This window comes from Citrifermentans bremense R1 (genome assembly GCF_000426865.1).
GTDB classification, from domain to species: Bacteria; Desulfobacterota; Desulfuromonadia; order Geobacterales; family Geobacteraceae; genus Geomonas; species Geomonas bremensis.
In genome coordinates this window covers 222,392-244,034 of record NZ_AUGE01000005.1, presented here as the reverse complement: position 1 = coordinate 244,034, position 21,643 = coordinate 222,392, and the positions used below count along the sequence as shown (strand labels likewise).

17 protein-coding genes and 1 tRNA gene are annotated in these 21,643 nt (G+C 59.4%); 14 read left to right on the top strand and 4 right to left on the bottom strand.

Features of this window, described 5'->3' with window-relative positions; genetic code table 11:
- Nucleotides 1-41 precede the first annotated feature (41 nt).
- From K419_RS0105725 to K419_RS0105700, 6 genes are all read left to right on the top strand, one after another.
- Nucleotides 42-323, top strand: a complete 282-nt coding sequence (locus K419_RS0105725; protein ID WP_012531682.1) for an integration host factor subunit beta — start codon at nt 42-44, stop codon at nt 321-323.
- Nucleotides 324-341: 18 nt separating this feature from the next.
- Nucleotides 342-428: transfer RNA gene (locus K419_RS0105720), tRNA-Leu, on the top strand.
- A 274-nt stretch (nt 429-702) separates the two neighbouring features.
- On the top strand, nt 703-915 hold the full coding sequence (locus K419_RS0105715; RefSeq protein ID WP_156912178.1) for a hypothetical protein: 213 nt from the start codon (nt 703-705) through the stop codon (nt 913-915).
- Nucleotides 916-1,170: 255 nt separating this feature from the next.
- Nucleotides 1,171-1,944: a type I restriction-modification system subunit M N-terminal domain-containing protein gene (locus tag K419_RS21655; protein ID WP_226377631.1), complete on the top strand. Its 774-nt coding sequence runs from the start codon at nt 1,171-1,173 to the stop codon at nt 1,942-1,944.
- A complete protein-coding gene (locus K419_RS0105705; protein WP_226377630.1) occupies nt 1,848-2,240 on the top strand; it encodes a type I restriction enzyme endonuclease domain-containing protein in 393 nt (130 codons plus the stop codon). Before K419_RS21655 ends, K419_RS0105705 begins: the two co-directional genes overlap by 97 nt.
- A 393-nt stretch (nt 2,241-2,633) precedes the next feature.
- A complete protein-coding gene (locus K419_RS0105700) occupies nt 2,634-3,194 on the top strand; it encodes a dihydrofolate reductase family protein (protein ID WP_198013094.1) in 561 nt (186 codons plus the stop codon).
- Nucleotides 3,195-3,240: 46 nt separating this feature from the next.
- Here the strand turns inward: K419_RS0105700 and K419_RS22745 are convergent, their stop codons facing one another.
- Together K419_RS22745 and K419_RS0105690 are read right to left on the bottom strand one after the other, a co-directional pair.
- Nucleotides 3,241-3,879, bottom strand: coding sequence for a DUF3943 domain-containing protein (locus K419_RS22745; protein WP_198013093.1), 639 nt, complete (start codon nt 3,877-3,879; stop codon nt 3,241-3,243).
- A 278-nt stretch (nt 3,880-4,157) separates the two neighbouring features.
- The gene (locus K419_RS0105690) at nt 4,158-4,592 is read right to left on the bottom strand and encodes a pyridoxamine 5'-phosphate oxidase family protein (protein ID WP_084154126.1); all 435 of its coding nucleotides are present in this window, start codon (nt 4,590-4,592) and stop codon (nt 4,158-4,160) included.
- A 263-nt stretch (nt 4,593-4,855) separates the two neighbouring features.
- Between K419_RS0105690 and K419_RS23030 the strand changes: the two genes are divergently transcribed.
- Nucleotides 4,856-5,158, top strand: coding sequence for a YkgJ family cysteine cluster protein (locus K419_RS23030; protein ID WP_084154124.1), 303 nt, complete (start codon nt 4,856-4,858; stop codon nt 5,156-5,158).
- Between the two features lie 396 nt (nt 5,159-5,554).
- Here the strand turns inward: K419_RS23030 and K419_RS21645 are convergent, their stop codons facing one another.
- Nucleotides 5,555-5,998 carry a BON domain-containing protein gene (locus tag K419_RS21645; protein ID WP_035496913.1) on the bottom strand — a complete coding sequence of 148 codons (444 nt, stop codon included), beginning with the start codon at nt 5,996-5,998 and terminating at the stop codon, nt 5,555-5,557.
- Nucleotides 5,999-6,380: 382 nt separating this feature from the next.
- Between K419_RS21645 and K419_RS0105670 the strand changes: the two genes are divergently transcribed.
- Both K419_RS0105670 and fusA read left to right on the top strand, forming a co-directional pair.
- The gene (locus tag K419_RS0105670) at nt 6,381-7,316 is read left to right on the top strand and encodes a 1-phosphofructokinase family hexose kinase (protein WP_026840731.1); all 936 of its coding nucleotides are present in this window, start codon (nt 6,381-6,383) and stop codon (nt 7,314-7,316) included.
- Between the two features lie 16 nt (nt 7,317-7,332).
- Nucleotides 7,333-9,447, top strand: coding sequence for an elongation factor G (gene fusA, locus K419_RS0105665; protein WP_051292886.1), 2,115 nt, complete (start codon nt 7,333-7,335; stop codon nt 9,445-9,447).
- A gap of 119 nt (nt 9,448-9,566) precedes the next feature.
- Here fusA and K419_RS0105660 read toward each other — a convergent pair whose 3' ends face one another.
- The gene (locus K419_RS0105660) at nt 9,567-12,689 is read right to left on the bottom strand and encodes a hybrid sensor histidine kinase/response regulator (protein WP_026840729.1); all 3,123 of its coding nucleotides are present in this window, start codon (nt 12,687-12,689) and stop codon (nt 9,567-9,569) included.
- Between the two features lie 307 nt (nt 12,690-12,996).
- On the opposite strand from K419_RS0105660, the gene K419_RS0105655 reads away from it, so the two are divergent.
- The 5 genes from K419_RS0105655 to K419_RS0105630 all read left to right on the top strand — a co-directional run bounded on the left by K419_RS0105655 (nt 12,997) and on the right by K419_RS0105630 (nt 21,260).
- Nucleotides 12,997-13,947 carry a YbgA family protein gene (locus tag K419_RS0105655; protein ID WP_026840728.1) on the top strand — a complete coding sequence of 317 codons (951 nt, stop codon included), beginning with the start codon at nt 12,997-12,999 and terminating at the stop codon, nt 13,945-13,947.
- 49 nt (nt 13,948-13,996) lie between these two features.
- Nucleotides 13,997-15,982 (top strand): heterodisulfide reductase-related iron-sulfur binding cluster, encoded by a 1,986-nt coding sequence (locus K419_RS0105650; protein WP_026840727.1) that lies wholly within the window; start codon nt 13,997-13,999, stop codon nt 15,980-15,982.
- 173 nt (nt 15,983-16,155) lie between these two features.
- A complete protein-coding gene (locus K419_RS0105645) occupies nt 16,156-17,982 on the top strand; it encodes a transporter substrate-binding domain-containing protein (protein ID WP_026840726.1) in 1,827 nt (608 codons plus the stop codon).
- A 2-nt stretch (nt 17,983-17,984) separates the two neighbouring features.
- Complete coding sequence (locus K419_RS0105640; RefSeq protein WP_026840725.1) at nt 17,985-19,388, top strand: sigma-54-dependent transcriptional regulator; 1,404 nt, start codon at nt 17,985-17,987, stop codon at nt 19,386-19,388.
- A gap of 552 nt (nt 19,389-19,940) precedes the next feature.
- Entirely contained in the window at nt 19,941-21,260 is a 1,320-nt protein-coding gene (locus K419_RS0105630) for a dicarboxylate/amino acid:cation symporter (RefSeq protein WP_026840724.1), read from the top strand.
- Nucleotides 21,261-21,643 lie beyond the last annotated feature (383 nt).

The following is a 21,643-nucleotide window of genomic DNA, read 5'->3' as shown; positions in this document are numbered from 1 at the left end:
CTTCGCCGACTGATTAATTTAATAGTAATTGAGGTATGCAAATGACAAAGAGCGAACTGATCGACAAGCTGGTTGAAGTACGTGGCGTGCTGACCCGCAAGGACTCCGAGGCCGTCGTTTCCATGGTGTTCGATGCCATGAGCGAGGCGCTCACCAACGGAGACAAGGTAGAGATCCGCGGTTTTGGGAGCTTCACCATCAGGGATCGCGAGCCGCGCGAGGCAAGGAACCCCAAGAGCGGCGAGATCGTGAGCATCCCGTCCAAGAAGACCCCGTTTTTCAAGACCGGCAAGGATCTTAGGGAGCGGGTGAACAACCTGTAGTAAAAGAAGACCGGATCGGCCCGGATGGCGGAATTGGTAGACGCAAGGGACTTAAAATCCCTCGTCTGAAAGGACGTGCCGGTTCGACCCCGGCTCCGGGCACCACGGGAACAACTGAATATTGAAGACCAATAGAAAAGGGCCACGCGAAAGCGCGGCCCTTTTTGCTGTCTGCGGCTGAATACAGCGCCATTAACACCAGCCGCTTTACAGGCCCCACTGCCCGATCGATTGGATTTCGATTCCAGAGGGTTTTGCATTTTTCCAAGAGGGGAATTGCATTTCCCTATCTCAGAAATATTTCTCTGATCAACTTTTGCGTTTCCCGAAACGTGAAAAGGTATTCCCGGAGCCAGAAATGCAATTCCCGGAGCGAGAGATGGCATTCACAGAGCGAGAGATGGTATTCACAGAGCGAGAGATGGTATTCCCGGAGCGAGAAATGGTATTCCCGGAGCGAGAAATGGTATTCCCGGAGCGAGAAATGGTATTCGCGGAGGAACTTTTGTATTTCCCGCAGGGGGAATTGCCATTCGCTCAGGAACTTTTGCATTTTCCGAAACAAGAAATGACATTCGCTGGGCAACTTTAGTAATTCCCGGAGCGAGAGTTGTTATTTGCGGAGCAACTTTTGCGTTTCCCGGAATGGAGATTGGTGTTCCCGGTGCTAGGAATTGTCTTCCCCCGGTATGGGTGTGGAACGATTCAGATTTCCAGGATAACCGCACGGAACCCAGTCTCTCTCCACATTTTGGCTGAACCCCCCATTCACTTCATTAGATAAATTGACCGATGCCTTAGTCTCAGGTAAATTGGGGCGATTTTATTTGGTGAGGTTGCTACGGGCATGATTGAAGACATCAAAAAAACTCTCTGGGCCACTGCCGACAAGTTGCGCGCCAATATGGACGCTGCCGAATACAAGCACGTGGTACTTGGCCTCATCTTTCTCAAATACATCTCCGACACTTTCCAAACCCGCAGCACGGAACTAAGGGAGCGGTTCATCGATCCTCACGACGAGTACTATCTGCCTGACGCTTCCAGCGCCTCGCTGGTTTGCGAACTGGAGGACCGGGACTACTACCGGGAGGTGAACGTCTTTTGGGTGCCGGAGGCTGCTCGCTGGGAAAACCTGCGGGCACAGGCGAAGCAAGCGGATATCGGCAAACGGATTGACGACGCCCTGACGTTGATCGAGACGGAGAACCCAAAGCTCAAGGGGATTCTCGACAAACGGTATGCCCGCGTTCAACTCCCCGATGGAAAGCTGGGTGAACTGGTGGACATGGTCTCGACTATCGGCTTTGGGACCACCGGGCAGAGTGCCCGGGACTTGCTCGGGCAGGTGTACGAATATTTTCTGGGGCAGTTTGCCAGCGCCGAAGGGAAACGCGGCGGCCAGTTCTACACACCTGCCAGCATCGTCAAGACGCTAGTGGCCGTACTCGCACCGCACCAGCGAAAGCCAAGGGGACACGTATCAGATTTTAAGTTTTTGAAGCGGAACTTATATTCTTCTACGTGTCCCCTTGGTTCCTTAATGCCGATGAACTCGCCTTTTACGATGCCTTGGCCAACAACGCCGAAGCGGTGCGCGAGATGGGCGACGAGATATTGAAGAAGATCGCGCATGAACTAGCGGAGAGCCTGCGGCGGAACGTCAGTGTGGACTGGTCGGTGCGTGAGAACGTGCGGGCCAAGCTGCGGCTGATGGTGAAGAGGATCTTGCGCAAGTACAAGTATCCGCCCGACCGAGAGGAAGCGGCAGTGCAACTGGTGCTTGATCAGGCGGAGACGCTCAGTGCGGAGTGGGAAGTGGTGGGCGCAGGGCCGACAACGGAATATTTGCCAGTTCAGCCGAACTCGGTCGGTTCAAACATGGGTGAGGTGATAGTTGAATGTCCGAATGTCTAGCCTGACCCGCTTTGTTTCCATGGTCGCGTTCAACCGCAGACCTGTTGTAGTCCGCCCACACACCTACGCGAGGTAGCCAAAAATATGAAGAAGTTTCACATACCGCCGCTTGATTTCAACACAAAACAGCTTGAATTCATTACATTCAATGTCGGGGAAGGTGGTTTTCACTGGATAAGAAACAGTACCTGCAAAGAACACGTTGGGTGTATTTACGATTGTGGAACCCGTACGCTTTTAGCGTAAATCAGAATTTGCGGGGACACAATACCGATAATTATGCAACACATGAGGTACTGGAGAAGGAACCCAAACCACACGGATGGAAAAGGACTTCGCGGGTACGAAGTGGGGTTAGGGCAGCGACCATGAAGAGAGCCGGCACGAGAGGTGATGGAAGTTATGAAGACCCAGTACTACGCCGCTTCGAGTCTTGATGGATTTATTGCGACGGAGGACGACTCGTTGGAGTGGCTCTTTTCTCTTGCGAACCTGCAGGAGTCCAGCTATTCGGAATTCATTGCTGAGGTTGGCGCGCTGGCAATGGGATCGGCCACCTATGAGTGGATGGTTCGTAATGCCGCCAAGGTCGCTGCCGAGACCGGTTCTCCTTGGCCGTACACCCAGCCTGTCTGGGTATTCACCTGTCGCGTGCTCTCGGCAATTGAAGGTGCAGATATCAGGTTCGTGAAAGGCGATGTACGCCAGGTACACAACGATATGCGTCTGGCCGCAGGGGCAAAGAATATCTGGGTTGTCGGGGGCGGGGACTTGGCCGGTCAGTTCTACGATGCAGGGCTTCTGGACGAGCTCATCATCCAGATTGGCTCAGTTACGCTGGGGAAAGGCAAGCAGTTGTTCCCGCGCCGTGTTCTGAGCCCGATCCTGCGCCTTTCCTCCGTTCGCCAGATGGGGACCGCCATGGTTGAACTGCGGTATGAGGTAGGGAAATAGCACCATGCCCGGCCAGGACTGTGATCTTGATGGTGACCTGCTGTAGCTAGTGCAACTGGAACTTGACCATTACATCTACCCTCGGGCTTCCGGCGGGGGTGCCGTAGTTCAGCTCGACCTGGGACTTGATCCCGAACATCTTCTCGATGCCGTTACTCAAGACTCCAGTGGGGTCGGTGGCTACCAGCAAGGTTTCGTCATACCAGTCACGCTCTGCCTTTTGCTTGATGCGCATCCGCACCGGCTCGAACAGGTATCTTCCTATCACTGAGCCTATGACGGGGGTGACGAACATGTCTTGTATCGAGGGTTTCTCGAAGAAGCATTCCACGCCGAATTCGTAGAGGGTGGACATCGCCGTGGAGTACAGGAAGGATTCGCCTTCATCGAACCCTCGCTCCCTAGCCCGGGTGAAATATGCCGCGCCCCAGTACGGATGCAGGATGTAGTTGAGATAAAACTTGTCGTTATCAAATCCCGGATTCTTTACGTTCTGCTCGTAGTTCCTCAAGCTGTTCTTCTTCTGTTTAGGGCTCCAGCCGGAAACGCTCTCCGGCATCACATAAAGAACTCCGATGGACGCGACTTGTGCTCCAACCAGGATGCCGGTATCGCGCCAGAGCCCGTCCCGGTCCTTGGTCTTGGTGACGGAGGGGATGCTCGCCGGCTCGGAGGGTGTGGTCATTTTATCCGGTATAGGAACTTCAGCGGAAACAGGGGGAGAAAGGAGAAGGTCACCCATAGGAAGTTCTGCGGCTTGAGATGTCCCTGCCATCAGGATAAAGGTGATAATCCGAAGAAAAAGCTGGAGCTGTTTGAAGCTTTTACCATCTGAAGCTAGTACAACATCGGGGAGCATGTCTGCCTCTTTGTCCTGGAAAAACTCCAGCATCGGTTTGGGATGCCGGCAATAAAAAGGCCGCTCTGTGGCGGCCATTTCGTTCCTGCCTGTACTCTACGTTTTTACAGCTGTATGAACTCTTTGGGCTCGGTGTTGGTGGCCATGGTCCAGACGGTCGCCACGCCGTTTCTCAACCTGTAAACGGCCAGCTGCTCGTACCCCACCTTGTCTATCCACGGCTTCAGGAAATCGCGCTTATGCACTATCTCCTTCTTCAGTTCCAGGTCCTCCAGCGCCTCGACTGTTCCGGTCACCCTCACCTGGATCAGGTTCTCGAAGATACCGTTGGTGAAACACATCTCAACTTTGGGGTTGACGTTCAGTTGCCGGTATAAGTCCTTGATCTTGCCGGTATTGAAGACGATGCCATCGTCATCGGCCCTGAACAAAAGCATCCCGCGCACGTGAGGTGTGTCGCCGTCGACGGTCGCCATGTGGAAAATGGGATTTGCGTTGATGAACTCCAAAATCTGTTTCTTATTCATCTCTACTTTCATAGCTACCTCCTTATCTGCAGTTCCAACGCAGCGGCGTCCTTCGTCGCGACGCTGAAACTTGATCTTTGCTGCACCGCCAAGTGAATATATACAACTAATCTCCGTCGCGCAAGCCGCTGTGCTCGGATGGCCATACTACCTGTGTATGCTGGCTGTTACAACCCGCATCTTGACAGTATTGTGTATACGGCAGTAGGATTTCAGTACTTCTGGCTCTGCCACGTCCGGTTTTGTTGTTGCTTCTGCACAATAGGGGGCATGACATGCTTTTTCATAGTCGAGCCAAAGATAAAAGGCACGGACTGTTGCTGGACAAACCGCTGGATGACCCTTCCTGCTGCGACGCCTGTGCTGCCTTGTGTTGCCGCTCCTTTCCCAATGTCGACCTCTCCTGGGAGGAATACCAGCTTCTTGAGAGCATGGGTGCGACTCGCCTCCATTTTTCCATTCATGGGCCACACAAGTTGATAATCGAAAACGGCTGCGAGTTTCTTGTCGGCAACAGGTGCGGCATCTATGAGCTGCGGCCGGAGATCTGCCGCCGTTTCATCTGCCGGAGCGACTGAGACCTTCTGCATATCCTTAGCCTAGTTTATGTTTAGATCAATCTGCCGTTATCCGCGTTTTCCGCCAAATCCGTGTGCGATGGTTGATGGTTATTACCGTCTCTACAGGTACAATAGGGGCATGAAAACTCCTCCCAAGGCAGATCCGGCGCAGCGCTGGCTTACCACTTTCACCTGGCAGGACAAGCTCATCGCCAGGTGCTTTCCCCGCTTTTTCCAGCGGTACGCTCCTGACGAGATCAAGGAACAATGGGAGGCGTATCAGGCCCAAAAGCAAAAACGAGCAAGATAGAGCCACGCATTTTCCCGATATAAAAAAGGCTAAACCGCTTTAAGCGATCTAGCCTTTTTTTGATCCTTTGGCCCGAGAAAACGGCGGGTTTTCGCCTGGGACTTCTACTTCCCTTTCTCCTTGTCGCTCTTGCTCTTTTCCTTGTCCTTGCCTTTATCCGACGGCGGCGCGACTTCGATCTCGTTGGTTATGTTCCCCTTGCCGACGATCCCTTCGGCAATCTTCTCGATGGTCGTTTTCTCCGATTCGGATTTTACCGGTCCCTTCAGCGTGACCTTGCCGTTTGTGGTAATGATCTTCACGTTGTGAGCCTTGATCGAAAGGGATTTGTCTTTAACCACGGCCCTTCTGATCTGCCTGGTGGTCTCCCGGTCGGGCTTGTTTTCCTTCTGCTGGTCGGCGGTGACTCCCTTGCTTGCTTCCTTGTTCTTCTTGGAGTTGTCGGCTTTGGCGGCGCTGGAGTCCTGGGCGGCTGTGGCTTGGGGCGGTGCATTGAAAACAACAGCGGCTGACAGTGCGATGGCGATCAACAGGTTTACTTTTTTCATGTCTTGGTTTGCCTCCTTCTCTGGTTGATAGGGATTGCTCCCTTGTGATCTTGCTGTTGGGTTTTGCCGCAATCAGCGCGTCCTGTTTCTCTCTGCGTTTTGCGGAGCGATGACAGAACCGGCAGGGACTGGGGTGAAAAAAAGATAAGAAGAAATTAATATAGTATTCGTCTTTGTCAATAGCTTTCGTTATTTGCGCTGCGGCTGCTGTTCGTGCTTTCGGTTTTAGCTGCTGAATCTGCAGATGCGGCAATAAATGCAGCCTCTGAGCTTGATTCCTATCGCTATGCCAGTTTTGACTTCGGCGGTCCTTCCGATACCATTGAACTTTTGCTCAAATCCTCTGCTCTGTCAGCGTTGGCAACGACGAGGAGCTGTCGCTATGAAAACGATCGTGACCATAACCATGAATCCTGCCATCGATAAGAGTGCGACGGTGGATCATGTGCTGGCAGAAAGAAAGCTTTACTGCAGCGAGCCCCTTTTCGAGCCCGGGGGAGGGGGGATCAACGTGTCGCGGGCAGTGCGGAAGCTTGGCGGGGAGTCCCTGGCTCTTTATCCGTCGGGAGGTCACAGCGGACAGACGCTGCGCCTGCTGCTCGACCAGGAAGGGCTTACGCACCGTCCGATTGAGGTCGCCGGCTGGACCAGGGAGAACCTGATCGTGCTGGAGTCCGCAACGGGGCAGCAGTACCGATTCGGTATGCCGGGGCCGGATCTCTCCGCGAAGGAATGGCAGGCTTGTTTGGAACAGATCTTTGCCGGCGCAGCCAAACCAGATTACCTGGTGGCGAGCGGCAGCCTCCCTCCGGGCGTACCGCAGGACTTTTATGCCCGGGTAGCGCGCCTTGGAAAACAGCACGGCGCCCGGGTGGCGGTGGACGCTTCGGGCGAGCCCCTGCGCCTGGCGCTACGCGAAGGGGTCTTCCTGATCAAGCCGAACATCCGGGAGTTTCGCGAGATGATAGGCGAGGGGGGGGAAGACGAAGCCAGGGTGCTGGCGCTTGCCAAGAAGATTGTCCTCGATGGGCAGAGCGAGGTGGTGGTGATCTCGCTGGGCGCGGCCGGGGTCCTCATGGTGTCGGACTCGGGAGTGGAGCGGCTGCATCCCCCCACGGTTCCCATTATCAGCAAGGTCGGCGCCGGAGACTCCATGGTGGCCGGCATGGTATTGAGCCTTGCGCGGGGGAACGCCCTGCGTGACGCCGTCCGTTTCGGGGTGGCTGCCGGGACCGCCGCGGTGATGACGCCCGGAACGGAGCTCTGCCGCCGGGAGGATGCCGAGAGGCTGTACCGGCAGATGCTTCCGGGTGAATAGAAGGAGTCCGCACTTAATGCCCATTACTGTTGGAAAGGAGAGGGTTATTTCATCCATCGACGTTTCCCACACCCGCAACATCGGGATCATTTCCCACATCGACGCCGGCAAGACCACCGTTACCGAGCGGATCCTCTTTTACAGCGGCGAGACGCACAAGATGGGGGAGGTGCATGACGGCCAGGCGGTCATGGACTGGATGCCGCAGGAGCAGGAGCGCGGCATCACCATCACCGCCAGCGCCACGTCCTGCCGCTGGGGGGAATACCGGCTCAACCTGATCGACACACCGGGGCACATCGACTTCACCATCGAGGTGGAGCGGAGCGTGCGCGTTTTGGACGGAGCGGTGGCCATCTTCAGCGCGGTCGAGGGGGTACAGCCGCAAAGCGAACTGGTCTGGCGCCAGGCGGACCGCTACCGCGTCCCGCGCGTCTGCCTCATCAACAAGATGGATCGCATGGGGGCGGATTACCGGAACGTCCTCTCCCAGATGGAGCAGCGACTCGGTGCCAGGCCGGTGCTGCTGCAGCTCCCTGTCGGCGCGGAAGCCGGTTTCTCGGGGGTGATCGACCTCCTTTCCGAAGAGTTTCTGACCTTCTCGGAGCAGGACCAGGGAAGGACGGTGGTGAGGGGGGCGGTGCCGCAGGAGGCTGTCGAGGCGGTGCGAGAGGCGCGGCTGCAGTTGACGGAGATCGCAGCGGATTTCGACGACCGGGTGATGGCGGCATTCCTGGAGGGGACGAAGGTGGAGACGTCGCTGTTAAGGGAGGCGCTGCGGCAGGGGACCCTTACCTGCCAGGTCTTTCCCGTGCTCTTCGGATCGGCGCTCAGGAACAAGGGGGTGCAGCCGGTGCTTGATGCCGTCTGCCTCTACCTTCCCTCCCCGAACGAAGTAGCATCGCTGGTGGCGCGCAAGCCCGGCGGCAGCGATCCCGAACCGGTCCTGTGCGACCCGGGGCGCCCGCTGGCCGCACTTGCCTTCAAGGTAATGGCGGAGGAGGGACGGCGGCTGACCTATCTGCGCATCTACAGCGGGACCATAAGAGCGGGGGCATCGCTTTTGAACGCGACCCGTGGCAACGCCGAGCGGGTCCGGCACCTGTTCCACATGCATGCCCACAAGCGCGAGGAGGTAGCCGATGCGGCAGCAGGCGACATCGTCGCCGTCACAGGCTGCCAGTCGACCTTGACCGGCGATACCCTTTGCGATCCTGCGCATCCCCTGGTTCTTGAGGGGATGACCGTGCCCGAGCCGGTGGTGTCCATCGCGGTGGAGGCCAAGGGGGGCGAGGATCGGGCGGGACTTCTCACTTCCCTGGAGTATTTCCAGTGGGAGGACCCGACCTTCCGGGTGCACGAGGACCAGGAGACGGGACAGACCATCCTCACCGGGATGGGGGAGTTGCATCTCGAGGTGGTCATCGATCGTCTGCGCCGCGAGTACGGGGTACAGGTGAAAACGGGAAGGCCGCGGGTGGTGTTCCGGGAGGCGCTCAGGCGCGAGGTCGAACGGCGCGAGGTGTTCCAGGCCCTGACCGAGAAGCGGCAGGAGAGGGCGGAGATCCTGCTGCGCCTGGTCCCTCTTTCGCGCGGAAGCGGGGTTCGCATCGTCTTGCCGCAACCGGCGCCGCCCATGACTGCCGAGCTGCTGACAACGGTGGAACAGAGCCTTTTGCAGGGATGCCAGGGGGGGGGACGGACGGGGTACGCCCTGACCGATCTGGAAGTGCGGGTTTTGGAACTGCCGGTGGACCCGGGAATGCCGGCGCCTGGCGAACAGACGCTTAGGGCGGCGGCGCAACGGGGGCTGGCGCTAGCGGCGCGGGAAGCGGAGCCGTACCTGCTCGAACCGATCATGAAACTGGAGCTGGAGACGCCGGCCGAGTACCTGGGAAAGGTGCTCGGGGGGCTGCAGCAAAAGCGCGGGAGGGTGGAGGGGCTCGACCGCAGGGGCGAATTGGAGCTGGTGAAGGCCACGGTGCCGCTGGCGGAGATGTTCGGCTACATGACGGAGCTAAGAAGCGCCAGCAAGGGGCGGGGGAGCTATACCATGGAGTTCCAGGGTTTCGAGGAGGCGCCCGCCCAGGTGCAGGAGCAGTTCGGGCTCAAAGGAAGTATTCATAGCTGACCGCTACTTCAAAATCCCCCCTGTCCCCCCTTCGCAAAGGGGGGGACGCAATAGCCCCGCCTAGTCCTTCGAGGAAAGACCACCCTGGTTCCTCGGTATTCCCTGATTACGCCTCCGGCTTATCTGTCGCACCTCTTCATCACTTCGAGAAGGGCCTGCATGCTGTACGGCTTCTGGATGAAATCGAGCAGACCGGTTCCGGTGAACTTCCCGGTTACCTCCTGGGCACTGTAGCCGCTGGACATGATCACCTTCACCTCCGGGTCGAGCGCTCTCAGCGCGTCGAAGGTCTGCTCCCCGTCCATCTGCGGCATGGTGAGATCCAGAATCACGAATTTTATATCCGGCCGCGATCGGTAGGTCTGCAGCGCACTGCTGCCGGAAAGCGCCGTCACCACCTCGTATCCCAACTGTCCCAGCATCATCGCCCCGATGTCGCAGATGGTCTCCTCGTCATCGACCAGAAGGATGGTCCCGCTCCCCTGCCAGTTGTCCATCTTCTGGTCCGCTTCCTTCACTGGCACCGGGAGGTCGCTGGCCGGCAGCAGCACGGTGAAGGTCGTTCCCTCCCCGGTCTTGCTTTGCACCTTGATGGCGCCCTTGTGCCCCCTGATGATACCCAGTACCGCCGACATGCCGAGCCCGCGACCGGTGAATTTGGTGGTGAAAAAGGGGTCGAAGATGCGCAAAAGCGTGCTCTCGTCCATGCCGCAGCCGGTATCTGCCACCTGCAGGAAGACGAACTCCCCCTCGACGAGTTCGCAGTCGAACCACGCCTCTTTCAGATAGCTCTGATCGAAATACCGGTATCCGGTGCTGATCGATATGGTCCCCCCCTGCTCTCCGGTGGCCTCCGAAGCGTTGATGACCAGGTTCATCACGATCTGACGCAACTGCGTCGGATCTGCCTGCACCGGAGGTAGCTCCTGGGCCAGGGAGAGCTTCAGCTCGGCCTTTTTCGATACCGAGACTTCCAGCAGGTGGATCATCTCCTCCAGCAGCAGGTTGAGGTTCACCGGTTCCACGACGAACATCCCCTTGCCGGAGTAGGCGAGCATCTGCTTGGCCAGGTCGGCCGCCCTGACGGCGGCCTTCTCGATGTTCTGCAGGTTTTCGGCGGCGGGAGAATCCGGGTCTATGCGTAAGAGCCCGAGGCTGGAATTCCCCAGGATGCCGGTGAGGATGTTGTTGAAGTCGTGCGCGATGCCGCCGGCAAGGATGCCCAGGCTTTCAAGCTTCTGCGCGTGCAAAAGCTGATGCTCCAGCCTCAGCCGCTCCTCTTCGTGCAGGCCGCGCTCCATCTCCGCCGCGGCACGCGAGCTGACCATCTGGAAGATTTCCTGAGGCAGGTTCCGGTTTCCCAGGGGCTTCTTGCCGATTGCGGCGATCAACCCTATCGGCACGCCGTTGGACCCCCAAAGCACAGTCCCCATGTAGCTCTCCGCCTTGATCTCCTGCAGCAAGGTGTCGGTCGGGAAGAGGTGGCGCACCCCCTGGCGGTAGCAGCAGACGCTGTTTCCCACCACCTCGCCGCAGGGGGTGTCCCGCAGGGTGTAGCGGATGTTGTCCTCGAAGCTGCCGTCGAAGTAGACCGCGAGGGTGCGCGCGTACTGGTTCCCCTCCTCCAGCTGGTCGATGCAGATGAATTCCATGTCGAGGGCTTGCGCCAGGTATTTCGCCAGCCGGTGGAAGAACTGCTCGCCCGGCTCTGAGACCGACTGGGCCAGGAATGCCAGGCACTCCTCGGTCCTCTTGCGCTTGGTTATCACGTCGAGGACCGCGACGAAGCACCCCGGCTCCGGGCTGTACACGGAAACGGCAATCCACTCGTTGATGGCGCAGAGGAAGTATTCCACCTGTTCGGGCTCCCCGCTCAGGGCGACGCGCCTGAAGCCCGCGAGAAGCTCCGGGTCGGAGTTGCCGACGCCAGGCAGCACCTCGCTCATCCGCTTCCCCTTCACCTCGCGCAGCCCCGTCAGCTTCTCGAAGCTCTGGTTCACTTCCAGGAAGACGAAGTCCATGGGGAGATTGGAATCCAGGATCATCCTGCAGTAGGCGAAGCCGTTCAGCATGTTGTCGAACAGCGAGCGGTACTTCTCCTCGCTTTTGCGCAGGCTCTCTTCGGCGTGCTTGCTGCGGGTGGTGTCCATGCCGGTCGCCTGGAACTCCGCCACCTGTCCGCAGTCGTCGGGGATGACGCTGTTGCTCCATTTCTGCCACACCAGGCGGCCGTCCGGCAGCCAGGCCCTCACTTCCAGCGCCTGCTCCTGGTGCTCCGCGCCCATCGACTCCACGACTCGGATCAGGTGTTCGCGGTCCTGCAGGAAAAAATACGGGTACAGGCTCTGGCCCAACAGTTCCTCGCGGGACATCTGCATGTATTTGCAGAAGGCATCGTTGACGAAGGTGAGGAAGCCTCCCCGGCGGTAACGCACGACGAATTCGGCTTGGGTCTGCACGATGGCCCGGTAGCGCCGTTCGCTTTGTTGCAGGGCATTTTCCGCGTCCTTCTTGCTGGTTATGTCCTGCAAGAAGGTGAGGAACCGCCTGCTCTCCGGTATGAAGGTGGTGCTCGCCTCTACTTCGATCAGGGTGCCGTCCTTCGTGCGGTGCACGGTCTCGAAGCGGTCGTAGCGTGTCGCCGCTACCTTCTCGGTATGCTGCATGACCTCGTGGCGGTCCTCACGCGCCTCGATCTCGTAGACGAACATGGAACTGAACTCGTCGCGGCTGTAGCCGTACATGCGGCAGGCGGCTTCGTTCACGGAGAGGATCTTTCCTTCCATGTCGACGACCCAGAAGCCGTCCATGGAGGTATTGGCAAGAAGCTCGTACTGCAGCGCGGCCTGGTGCTCCTGCTCCTTTATCAGCTTTTCTTGGGTGATGTCGTTCAGGACGACGCAGACAAGTCCCTGCTGGAGCGGGATGGCATCGATCTTTACCCAGATCGTGGCGTCATTGTGGGGGGTGTAGATGCCGGCGGTGAAGCCGGTTACGGCCTTTCCTTTAGTAAGCGCTACGGAGGCCGGGTGTTGTTCCGGGGGGAGGTCGCCTCCGTCCTGGGTGAGGAGGCGCCATTGCGGCTTTTGCGGGGTGTGCGCCATGAACGCTTCGCGGTCCAGGCCCAGAAGGGAGAGTGCCGATGCATTCGCCTCGACGGGGCTTCCCTCCGCGTCCTGGCAGAACATGCCCTGGGACATGCTGTCGAACAATGCCTGCCAGTTCTGAAGCGAATGGAACATCGGCCCTCCTTGGAAAGGTGGAAAAGGCTCAGCACTGTCAGCAGAGGATGAACCTATCGATGCTTATAACAGGATAAAGGTGACAGTTCAACGTTTTGTGTCAGAGCTGTTTTCTGGAATTGCTTGTTTCATAACATCTTATCGGTGTGGTGCTGCCGTAGCTTTAATTGAACCATCCGCAGGCGACACTGCAGCACTCATAGCCACTGCAGATAGAGCTGAAGTTAGTCCCCACCGATCCTGTCGCACCGGCTGCTACTGTGGTATCATGTGCCTTCGTCGAATCTGCCATGCAAGGAGAGTTTTAATGACTTCACCTATAAAGATCGGTGTGAGTTCGTGCCTTCTGGGTGAGAAGGTCCGCTATGACGGAGGGCACAAGCATGACCGCTACATCACGGACGTGCTGGGCAGGTTCTTCCTCTTCGTCCCGGTCTGCCCGGAGGTTGAGTGCGGCATGCCCGTGCCGCGCGAGGCGATGCGGCTGGAGGGGGATCCTGCGGCGCCCAGGCTGATCACCCACAAGAGCCGGGCGGACAAGACCGAGCAGATGCTGGCCTTTTGCCGCGCCAAGGTGGAGGCGTTGGCCTTGGAGGATCTCTGCGGCTTCATCTTCAAGAAGGGCTCCCCCAGTTCCGGCCTGTTCCGGGTCAAGGTCTACGACCATGCCGGCGTGCCGTCTAAGACCGGCAGCGGCCTTTTCGCGGCCGCGGTGGCCGGGCGTTTCCCGCACCTTCCCATGGAAGAGGAGGGGAGGCTCGCCGACGCCTCCTTGCGGGAGAACTTCATCGAGCGGGTCTTCAGCTACCGGCGCTGGAAGGACTTCCTGACGCAGGGACCGGACCTGGGGAAGCTGGTGCAGTTCCACACCCGGCAAAAGCTATTGGTGATCTCCCACAGCACGCAGCTCTACCGGGAAATGGGGGCGCTTGTCGCGCGCGGCAAGGAGATCGTCTGGCCGGAGCTCGCCGAGCGCTACCAGGAACTTTTCCTGCGGGCCTTGGAGCTGCAGGCCACGGTGAAAAAGCAGACCAACGTGCTGATGCACATCATGGGGTACTTCAAAAAAGAGCTGGAGGCCGAGGAAAAACAGGAGCTTTTGGAGTTGATCGGGCAGTACCACGATGGACTGGTCCCCCTGGTGGTGCCGGTCACCCTCCTGAAGCACTACGTCAACAAGTACCGGCAGCAGTATCTGCAGCAGCAGGTCTACCTCTCCCCACATCCGGCGGAGCTGATGCTGCGCAACCACGCTTAAGCATCCGCAACAGGCAGCACCCATCCTATCGATTTATAGAGGTCTCATCATGCACGCCACCCGCGAAATATACTGGAACGTCAATCACGCCCTGATCTGGGTGATGTACCTTTTCGCCTTCATTGCCCTGGCGGCAGGCGCCTGGGGCTTTTGGCGGCGTCTCCCCATGTACCGGCAGGGTAAGCAGCCGCTTGACCGGCTGGACCGGCTCCCCGAGCGCGTCCGGCACTTCCTTAAGGGGATGTTTTCGCAGGTGAAGGTGCTGCGGGTTCCCGTGCCGGGGACGCTGCATGCGCTCTTCTACTGGGGCTTTCTGCTCCTTTTCATCGGTACCCTCTTGATCATGCTGCAGGCCGACTTCACCGCGCCGCTGTTCCACAGGGTGTTTTTGCAGGGTAACTTCTACCGCGGTTATTCGCTGGTGCTGGATCTTGCCGGGCTGGTGGCGATCGTCATGCTCGGGGGGCTTTTGGTGCGCCGCTGGTTCGTGAAGCCGAAGGGGCTCCCGACCAGCGGAGACGACTACCTGGCGCACGCGCTTCTCTTCGCCATCCTCGTCACCGGGTTTGTGGTGGAGGGGCTTCGCATGGCCTCGACGGAGATCGGGATCAACCCGGAACTCGCGCGCTGGTCCCCGGTAGGGGGGCTCTTCGGCCGACTGTTCGTGGGGATGGACCTGGGGAGGATTTCCCTGACCCACAAGACTCTGTGGTGGGGGCACCTGTTCCTGGCCCTCTCCTTCATCGTGGCCATCCCCTTCACCAAGCTGCGCCATCTCTTCACCACGCCGGTCAACTACCTCTTTACCGACTTAAGGCCCAAGGGGGCGATTGCGACCATCAACCTGGAGGACGAGGGGGCGGAGCAGTTCGGCGTCGCCAAGGTGGCGGATTTTTCCTGGAAGGACCTCTACGACCCCGATGCCTGCACGCTCTGCAAGCGCTGCCAGGACCGCTGCCCGGCCTGGAACACGGAAAAGCCGCTTTCCCCCATGAAGGTGGTGCTGCGGATAGGCGAGGTGGCTGCCGCGACGCCGCAGGCCGACCTCTGCCGGACCGTCACCGAGGACGTCCTTTGGGACTGCACCACCTGCCGGGCCTGCCAGGAGATCTGTCCGGCCGAGATCGAGCACGTGAACAAGATCCTCGAGATGCGCAGGAACCTGGCGCTCATGGAGGGCTCCTTCCCCGGCGACGAGGTGCGCGCCGCCATGGCCAACTACGAGGTGAACGGCAACCCGTTCGGCATGGCCTACGCCGAGCGCGGCGCCTGGGCCGACGGCCTCGACGTCGCCCTCATGGAGAAAGGCGCCGCGGTCGACGTCCTTTACTTCGTCGGCTGCTACGCCTCCTTCGACCGCAGGAACCAGGAGGTCGCCCGCGCCTTCGTGAAGCTTTGCAACGCCGCCGGCGTCAGGGTCGGCATCTTAGGCAAAGAGGAGAAGTGCTGCGGCGAGCCCCCCAGAAAGCTTGGGAACGAGTACCTGTACCAGGGGATGGCGCAGGAGAACATCGAGAAGATCAAGGGATACGGGGTGCCGCGGGTGGTGACCACCTGCCCGCACTGCTTTAACACGCTCGCCAGGGATTACCGCGACTTGGGCTTCGATGTCCCGGTTGAGCATTACACCACCTTCCTCCATGACCTGGTGCAGCAGGGGAGGTTGAAGCTGAAAGCGGAGCCGTTTGCCTGCACCTATCACGACTCCTGCTACATCGGACGCTACATGGACATCTTCGAAGAGCCGCGCGAGCTCCTGCAGCGCGCCGGCGGGAGCATCGCCGAGATGGGGGCGAGCCGCCTGGAGAGCTTTTGCTGCGGCGCCGGGGGAGGGCGCATCCTGGCGGAGGAGAAGCGCGGCACGCGGATCAACGTGGCGCGGGTGCAGATGGCCCAGGAAACCGCCGTTTCCATGCTGGTCTCCAACTGCCCGTTCTGTCTCACCATGTTCGAGGACGGCATCAAGACCGGCGGCGCTGAGGGAAGCGTCGCCGCGAGGGATCTGGCTGAGATTCTAGCGGAGCGGATAGTCTAAGGGGGACAGGCACCTGGCGGAGCCAGTCCCCTTGTTTCTCATGAGCTTCATTGACTTGTCCCGGCGCATGCTATATTGTCGAAGCCGTAGCCCTTACCTCCGAAAAGGGGACAGGCTACTTTTTCATTTAAAAAAGTAGCCTGTCCCCCTTTTTTAAAGCAAAAGGATTCACAGTGTCTCACGGCGCCTGCACCGGCACACTAAAACCCGCATCGAGGTTTCGTTTCTTCCCTCCTTTCAGCACGAACCCTTCCCACGCCGGCAACCGGGCGCTTTTCTCGCTCCTTCTGCTGGTCCTGCTGCTCTCTCTGACCCCGCCTGCCCAGGCGCAGCAATCCCCCCCGGTCCACTACGACCCCGCGGCCACCATCGTGGTCGGCGGCGACCGCTCTTATCCCCCATACGAATTCATCGACAAGGACGGCCGCCCCGCCGGCTATAACGTGGATCTCACCAAGGCCATCGCCGAGGTGATGGGGATGAAGGTGGAATTCCGCTTCGGAAGCTGGGCGGAGATGCGGGCAGGGCTGCAGCAGGGAAAGATCAACATCCTGCAGGGGCTCTCCTATTCGGATGAGCGCTCCCGGAGCGTCGACTTCTCGCCCCCCCACGCCATGGTGCACCACGCCATCTTCGCCCGCAGGGACTCGAAACGGGTCCGTACCCTGGAGGAACTGAAGGGGAAGAAGGTGATCGTCTTCCAGGACGGCATCATGCACGAGCGCCTGAAGCTCTTGGGGTTCGGGAAGGACCTGGTGCTCACCCCGACGCCGGCGGAGGCGCTCAGGCTCCTGGCTTCGGGGCAGTACGACTACGCGGTGGTGGCGCAACTCCCGGGGATGTATCTCATCCGCGAACTGCACCTGACCAACCTGGTTCCGGTGGCAAAGGCCGTGGTGAGCGAGCAGTACGGCTACGGGGTCGCCAAGGGGAATAAGGAGCTTTTGACCCGCTTCAACGAGGGGCTCGCCATCGTCATCAAGACCGGCCAGTACGCGCAGATCTACAACCGGTGGCTCGGCGTGCACGAGCCTCCGCGGGTCACCAGGGAGATGGCGCTCAAGTACGGCGCCATGATCCTGGTGCCGCTTTTGCTGGTCTTGGCGGGGACGGCGCTTTGGAACAAGACGCTGCACAAAAGGGTCGCCGAGCGCACTGATGAGCTGGCGCAGGAGGTCTCGGAGCGCAACAAGGCTCTGGAGGCGTTAAGGCGCCACCAGGACAAGCTGATCCAGGCGGACAAGATGGCCTCGCTCGGGACGCTGGTTTCCGGCGTTGCCCACGAGATCAACAACCCCAACGGGCTCTTGCTGCTCGATATCCCGATTCTTAGGCGCGTGCACGAGGACGCGGAGGAGATCCTCGAAGCCCGCTACCTGCAGGAGGGGGATTTCATGCTCGGGGGGGTCCCGTACTCGGAGATGCGCGAGGAGATCCCGCGCATCCTGGAGGAGATGCAGGACGGGGCGCAGCGCATCAAGAGGATAGTGAACGATCTGAAGGACTTCGCGCGCCGCGACGACGCGGGCTACATGGGGCCGATCGACGTGGAGGCGGCAGCCAAGAGGGCCGTGCGCCTGGTCGAGCCGACCATACGTACGGCAACCAACAGGTTCGAGGCGCTCTATGCGGGGAACCTACCGCCGGTATTGGGCAACGCGCAGCGCATAGAGCAGGTCATCGTCAACCTGGTGCTCAACGCCTGCCAGGCCCTTTCCGGGCGGGACCAGGGGGTGACGCTTACCACCTCGCTGGACAGCGAGAGCGGCAGCGTGCTGATCGAGGTGCGTGACGAAGGGGTGGGGATAGCGCAGGAGCACCTGCCGCAGCTCGTGGATCCCTTCTTCACCACCAAGCGGGAGACCGGAGGCACCGGGCTCGGCCTCTCCGTCTCCGCGGGAATCGTCAAGGAGCACGGGGGGACGCTCCGCTTCGCGTCGACGCCGGGGGAGGGGACCACGGTCACCCTTTCCCTTCCCGTTACTTCCAGGAGGTCATGAATATGAAGTCAACGCCGTACCCCAGCTTCAGCATACTGCTGGTCGACGACGAGCCGGCCTGGCTCAAGTCCTTCTCGCTCACGCTCAAAAGCCGGGCGGGGATCAACAACGTGCTCATCTGCCAGGACAGCCGCGAGGTGATGGGGCTTTTGGACCGGGGGGGAGTGGGGCTCGTGCTCCTAGACCTCACCATGCCGCACATCTCCGGCGAGACGCTTCTGCAGCAGATCGCGGAGAGCCATCCGGAGATCATGACCATCATCGTGAGCGGTATGAACCAGCTCGACACCGCGGTGCGCTGCATGAAGCTTGGCGCCTTCGACTACATCGTTAAGACCGACGAGGAGGACCGGCTGGTTGGGGGGGCGATGAGGGCGATCCGGATGCTGGAACTGCACAACGAATTCCGCGCCATGTCGGACCGGATGATCTCGCGCGAGTTGAAACACCCGGAGGCGTTCGCCGACATCGTCACCAGCGACCGCGGCATGCACGACCTGTTCAACTACGTGGAGGCGGTGTCGCCCAGCCATCAGCCGCTTTTGATCACCGGCGAGAGCGGGGTGGGGAAGGAACTGATCGCCCGCGCCGTGCACGCCTTGAGCGGCTGCCAGGGGCCGCTGGTCGCCGTCAACGTCGCGGGGCTCGACGATACCGTCTTTGCCGATACGCTATTCGGGCACGTCCGCGGCGCCTATACCGGCGCGGACCAGGCGCGCCTCGGGATGATCGAACAGGCGGGAAACGGGACGCTTTTCTTAGACGAGATCGGGGACCTGAGCATCGCATCGCAGGTGAAATTATTGCGCCTGCTGCAGGAAGGGGAGTACTTCCAGCTGGGTAGCGACCGGCCGAAACGGATGAACGCGCGCATCGTGGTCGCGACGCACCGCGATTTGGCCGCCAAAGAGGCCGCCGGGACCTTCAGGCGCGACCTTTATTACCGTCTTTGCACGCACCGCATCCAGATCCCGCCGCTTCGGGAGCGGACCGCGGACATCCCGCTTCTGCTCGATTATTTCCTGGAACAGGCGGCGGAGTCGCTGGGTAAGAAGAAGCCGACCCCTCCCAAGGAGTTGGCCCAGATACTGGCCACCTACAGCTTCCCCGGCAACGTGCGCGAATTGCGCGGCATGGTCTACAACGCGGTTAGTCTGCACAAGGAGAGGATCCTCTCCATGGACAGCTTCCTGAAGGCGATCGGCCGCTCCCGCGTGGAGCAGCCGCTTCCCGCCCTGCACGAGAACCCGTTCCACTCCTTCGAGCGCCTTCCCACCTTCGCCGAAGCGGCCGAACTGCTGGTGGAGGCGGCCGTCTCGCGCGCCAACGGCGTCCAGGCCATCGCCGCGAGGCTCTTGGGTATCTCCGCCCCCGCGCTGAACAAGCGCCTCAAGCAGCGGAAATAAATAACACTTCTCTCCCCTCACCCCGACCCTCTCCCACCTGCGGACCGTAGCCTACGGTGGGCGAAGGCCCAGAGGGAGAGGGAGAATTCCTGGTTCCCAAGCTCCAGCTTGGGAACCCAATGCGGCGCAAAGCTCCAGCTTTGCATCTAGTGGAAGCTGGAGCTTCGGCTGGTTTTGCGTTCCCAAGGTGGACCTTGGGAACGAGATCACGGTTTTACCCTCATCGATAGTCTTCAGTCCCTTTCCTTGCTATATCAACTACATCACCCAATGGTGTTAACCATGGTTAAGGCCTTAACCATGGTTAAGCCGGTTATCTTCCCGCTTTCACGTCCCTTTTGCCGCTCTTCTTCAATGGTATTTACTTTGGTTAACACCATTGCGGTCGCCCTTTTCTTCTAAAACAGTATTTTCTTGTGTCCTCACAGTAACTTGTAAATGTAAACAGATGATTGGTACTCCTCTTGCTGATATGTGGTGTCGAGAGCCGCTGCGATTTTTATGCGATGACGCTTCATTGAAGTTGAAATAGTCACAGTAAAAGGAGAGCCCATGAAAACAAAGAAGTTTTACCAGCATCTGTACTTCCAGGTATTGACGGCGATATCGATCGGCGTAGCGCTCGGTTACTACCTGCCGGACACCGGTACCGCGATGAAGCCGCTGGGTGACGGGTTCATCAAGATGATCAAAATGATCATCACCCCCATCATCTTCTGCACAGTGGTCACCGGCATCGCCGGCATGGACGACATGAAGAAGGTTGGCCGCGTCGGCGGCAAGGCGCTCCTCTACTTCGAAGCGGTCTCCACCCTGGCGCTTGCCATCGGGCTCGTGGTGATCAACGTGATCCAGCCGGGAGTCGGCATGAACGCCGATGTCACCAAGCTGGACACCAAGGGGCTCGCCACCTACACGGCTACCGCCGCCAAGTCCCACAGCTTCGCCGATTTTGCGCTGGGGATCATCCCCAATAGCGTGGTCGACGCCTTCGCCAAGGGCGAAATCCTCCAGGTGCTCTTCTTTGCCATCCTGTTCGGCCTGGCGCTTTCCGCCATGGGCGAGAAGGGCAAGCCGGTGTACCGCATGATCGACGATGTGGCTCACGCCTTCTTCGGCGTCGTGAACATCATCATGAAGTTCGCTCCCATCGGCGCCTTCGGCGCCATGGCCTTCACCATCGGGAAGTTCGGGCTGGGCTCGCTGACCAAGCTCGGGATGCTGATGGGGAGCTTCTACCTGACCTGCCTGCTCTTCGTCTTCGTGGTGCTCGGCACCATCGGCAAGCTGTGCGGCTTCAACATCTTCAAGTTCATCTCCTATATCAAGGAAGAGCTCCTCATCGTGCTGGGGACCTCCTCTTCCGAATCCGCGCTTCCCCGCTTGATGGCGAAGCTGGAGAACCTCGGCTGCTCCAAGTCCGTGGTCGGTCTGGTGATTCCCACCGGCTATTCCTTCAACCTGGACGGCACCTCCATCTACCTCACCATGGCTGCGGTGTTCGTGGCGCAGGCGACCAACACCCCGCTGGATCTGACCCAGACGCTGACCATCCTGGGCGTGCTGATGCTTACCTCGAAAGGGGCCGCAGGCGTCACCGGCAGCGGTTTCGTCACCCTGGCCGCAACCTTTGCCGCCATCCCCACCATCCCGGTTGCGGGGCTTGCCCTCATCCTCGGGATCGATCGCTTCATGTCCGAGGCGCGTGCCCTTACCAACCTGGTCGGCAACGGCGTCGCTACCGTGGTCGTCTCCCGCTGGGAAAACGAGCTGAACGCGACCCGCATGTCGCAGGTGCTGAACAAGGAATTGGATGAGGCTGCCGGGGAGGCTGACCTGCTGATGATGGACCCCGAGCCCGAAGAGGCTTAGACACACCGAGCTCAGAACCTATCTTCGTATCTTCGATCCCCCATCACCTTTGCCGGTGGTGGGGGATTTTTTTTGTCCGAAACGTTTAGTTTGCCGAAAATGTTTACAGCGTGTTTTATTTTTACCTCAGCGTTGATTCATGGAAAAGGACGCGATGGTGTCTGTTTTGACGCATGACCAGTAGGTGTCGATACTAGGGCGGGTTGGCGTGCCTGCGGGGTAATCTGCCGGATTTGCGTCTTAAATTGTGGGCTGCGCCGGCTTCTTTGAAAGGTTGTCGTGGTCGGACCAATTTTGTAACAGGTTTTTTATAAAACAGTTTGCTAAAACGATGTTGACATATTATGCTAGGGCCCATTCTTCCCTGCCCGTTTTTGAGTCAA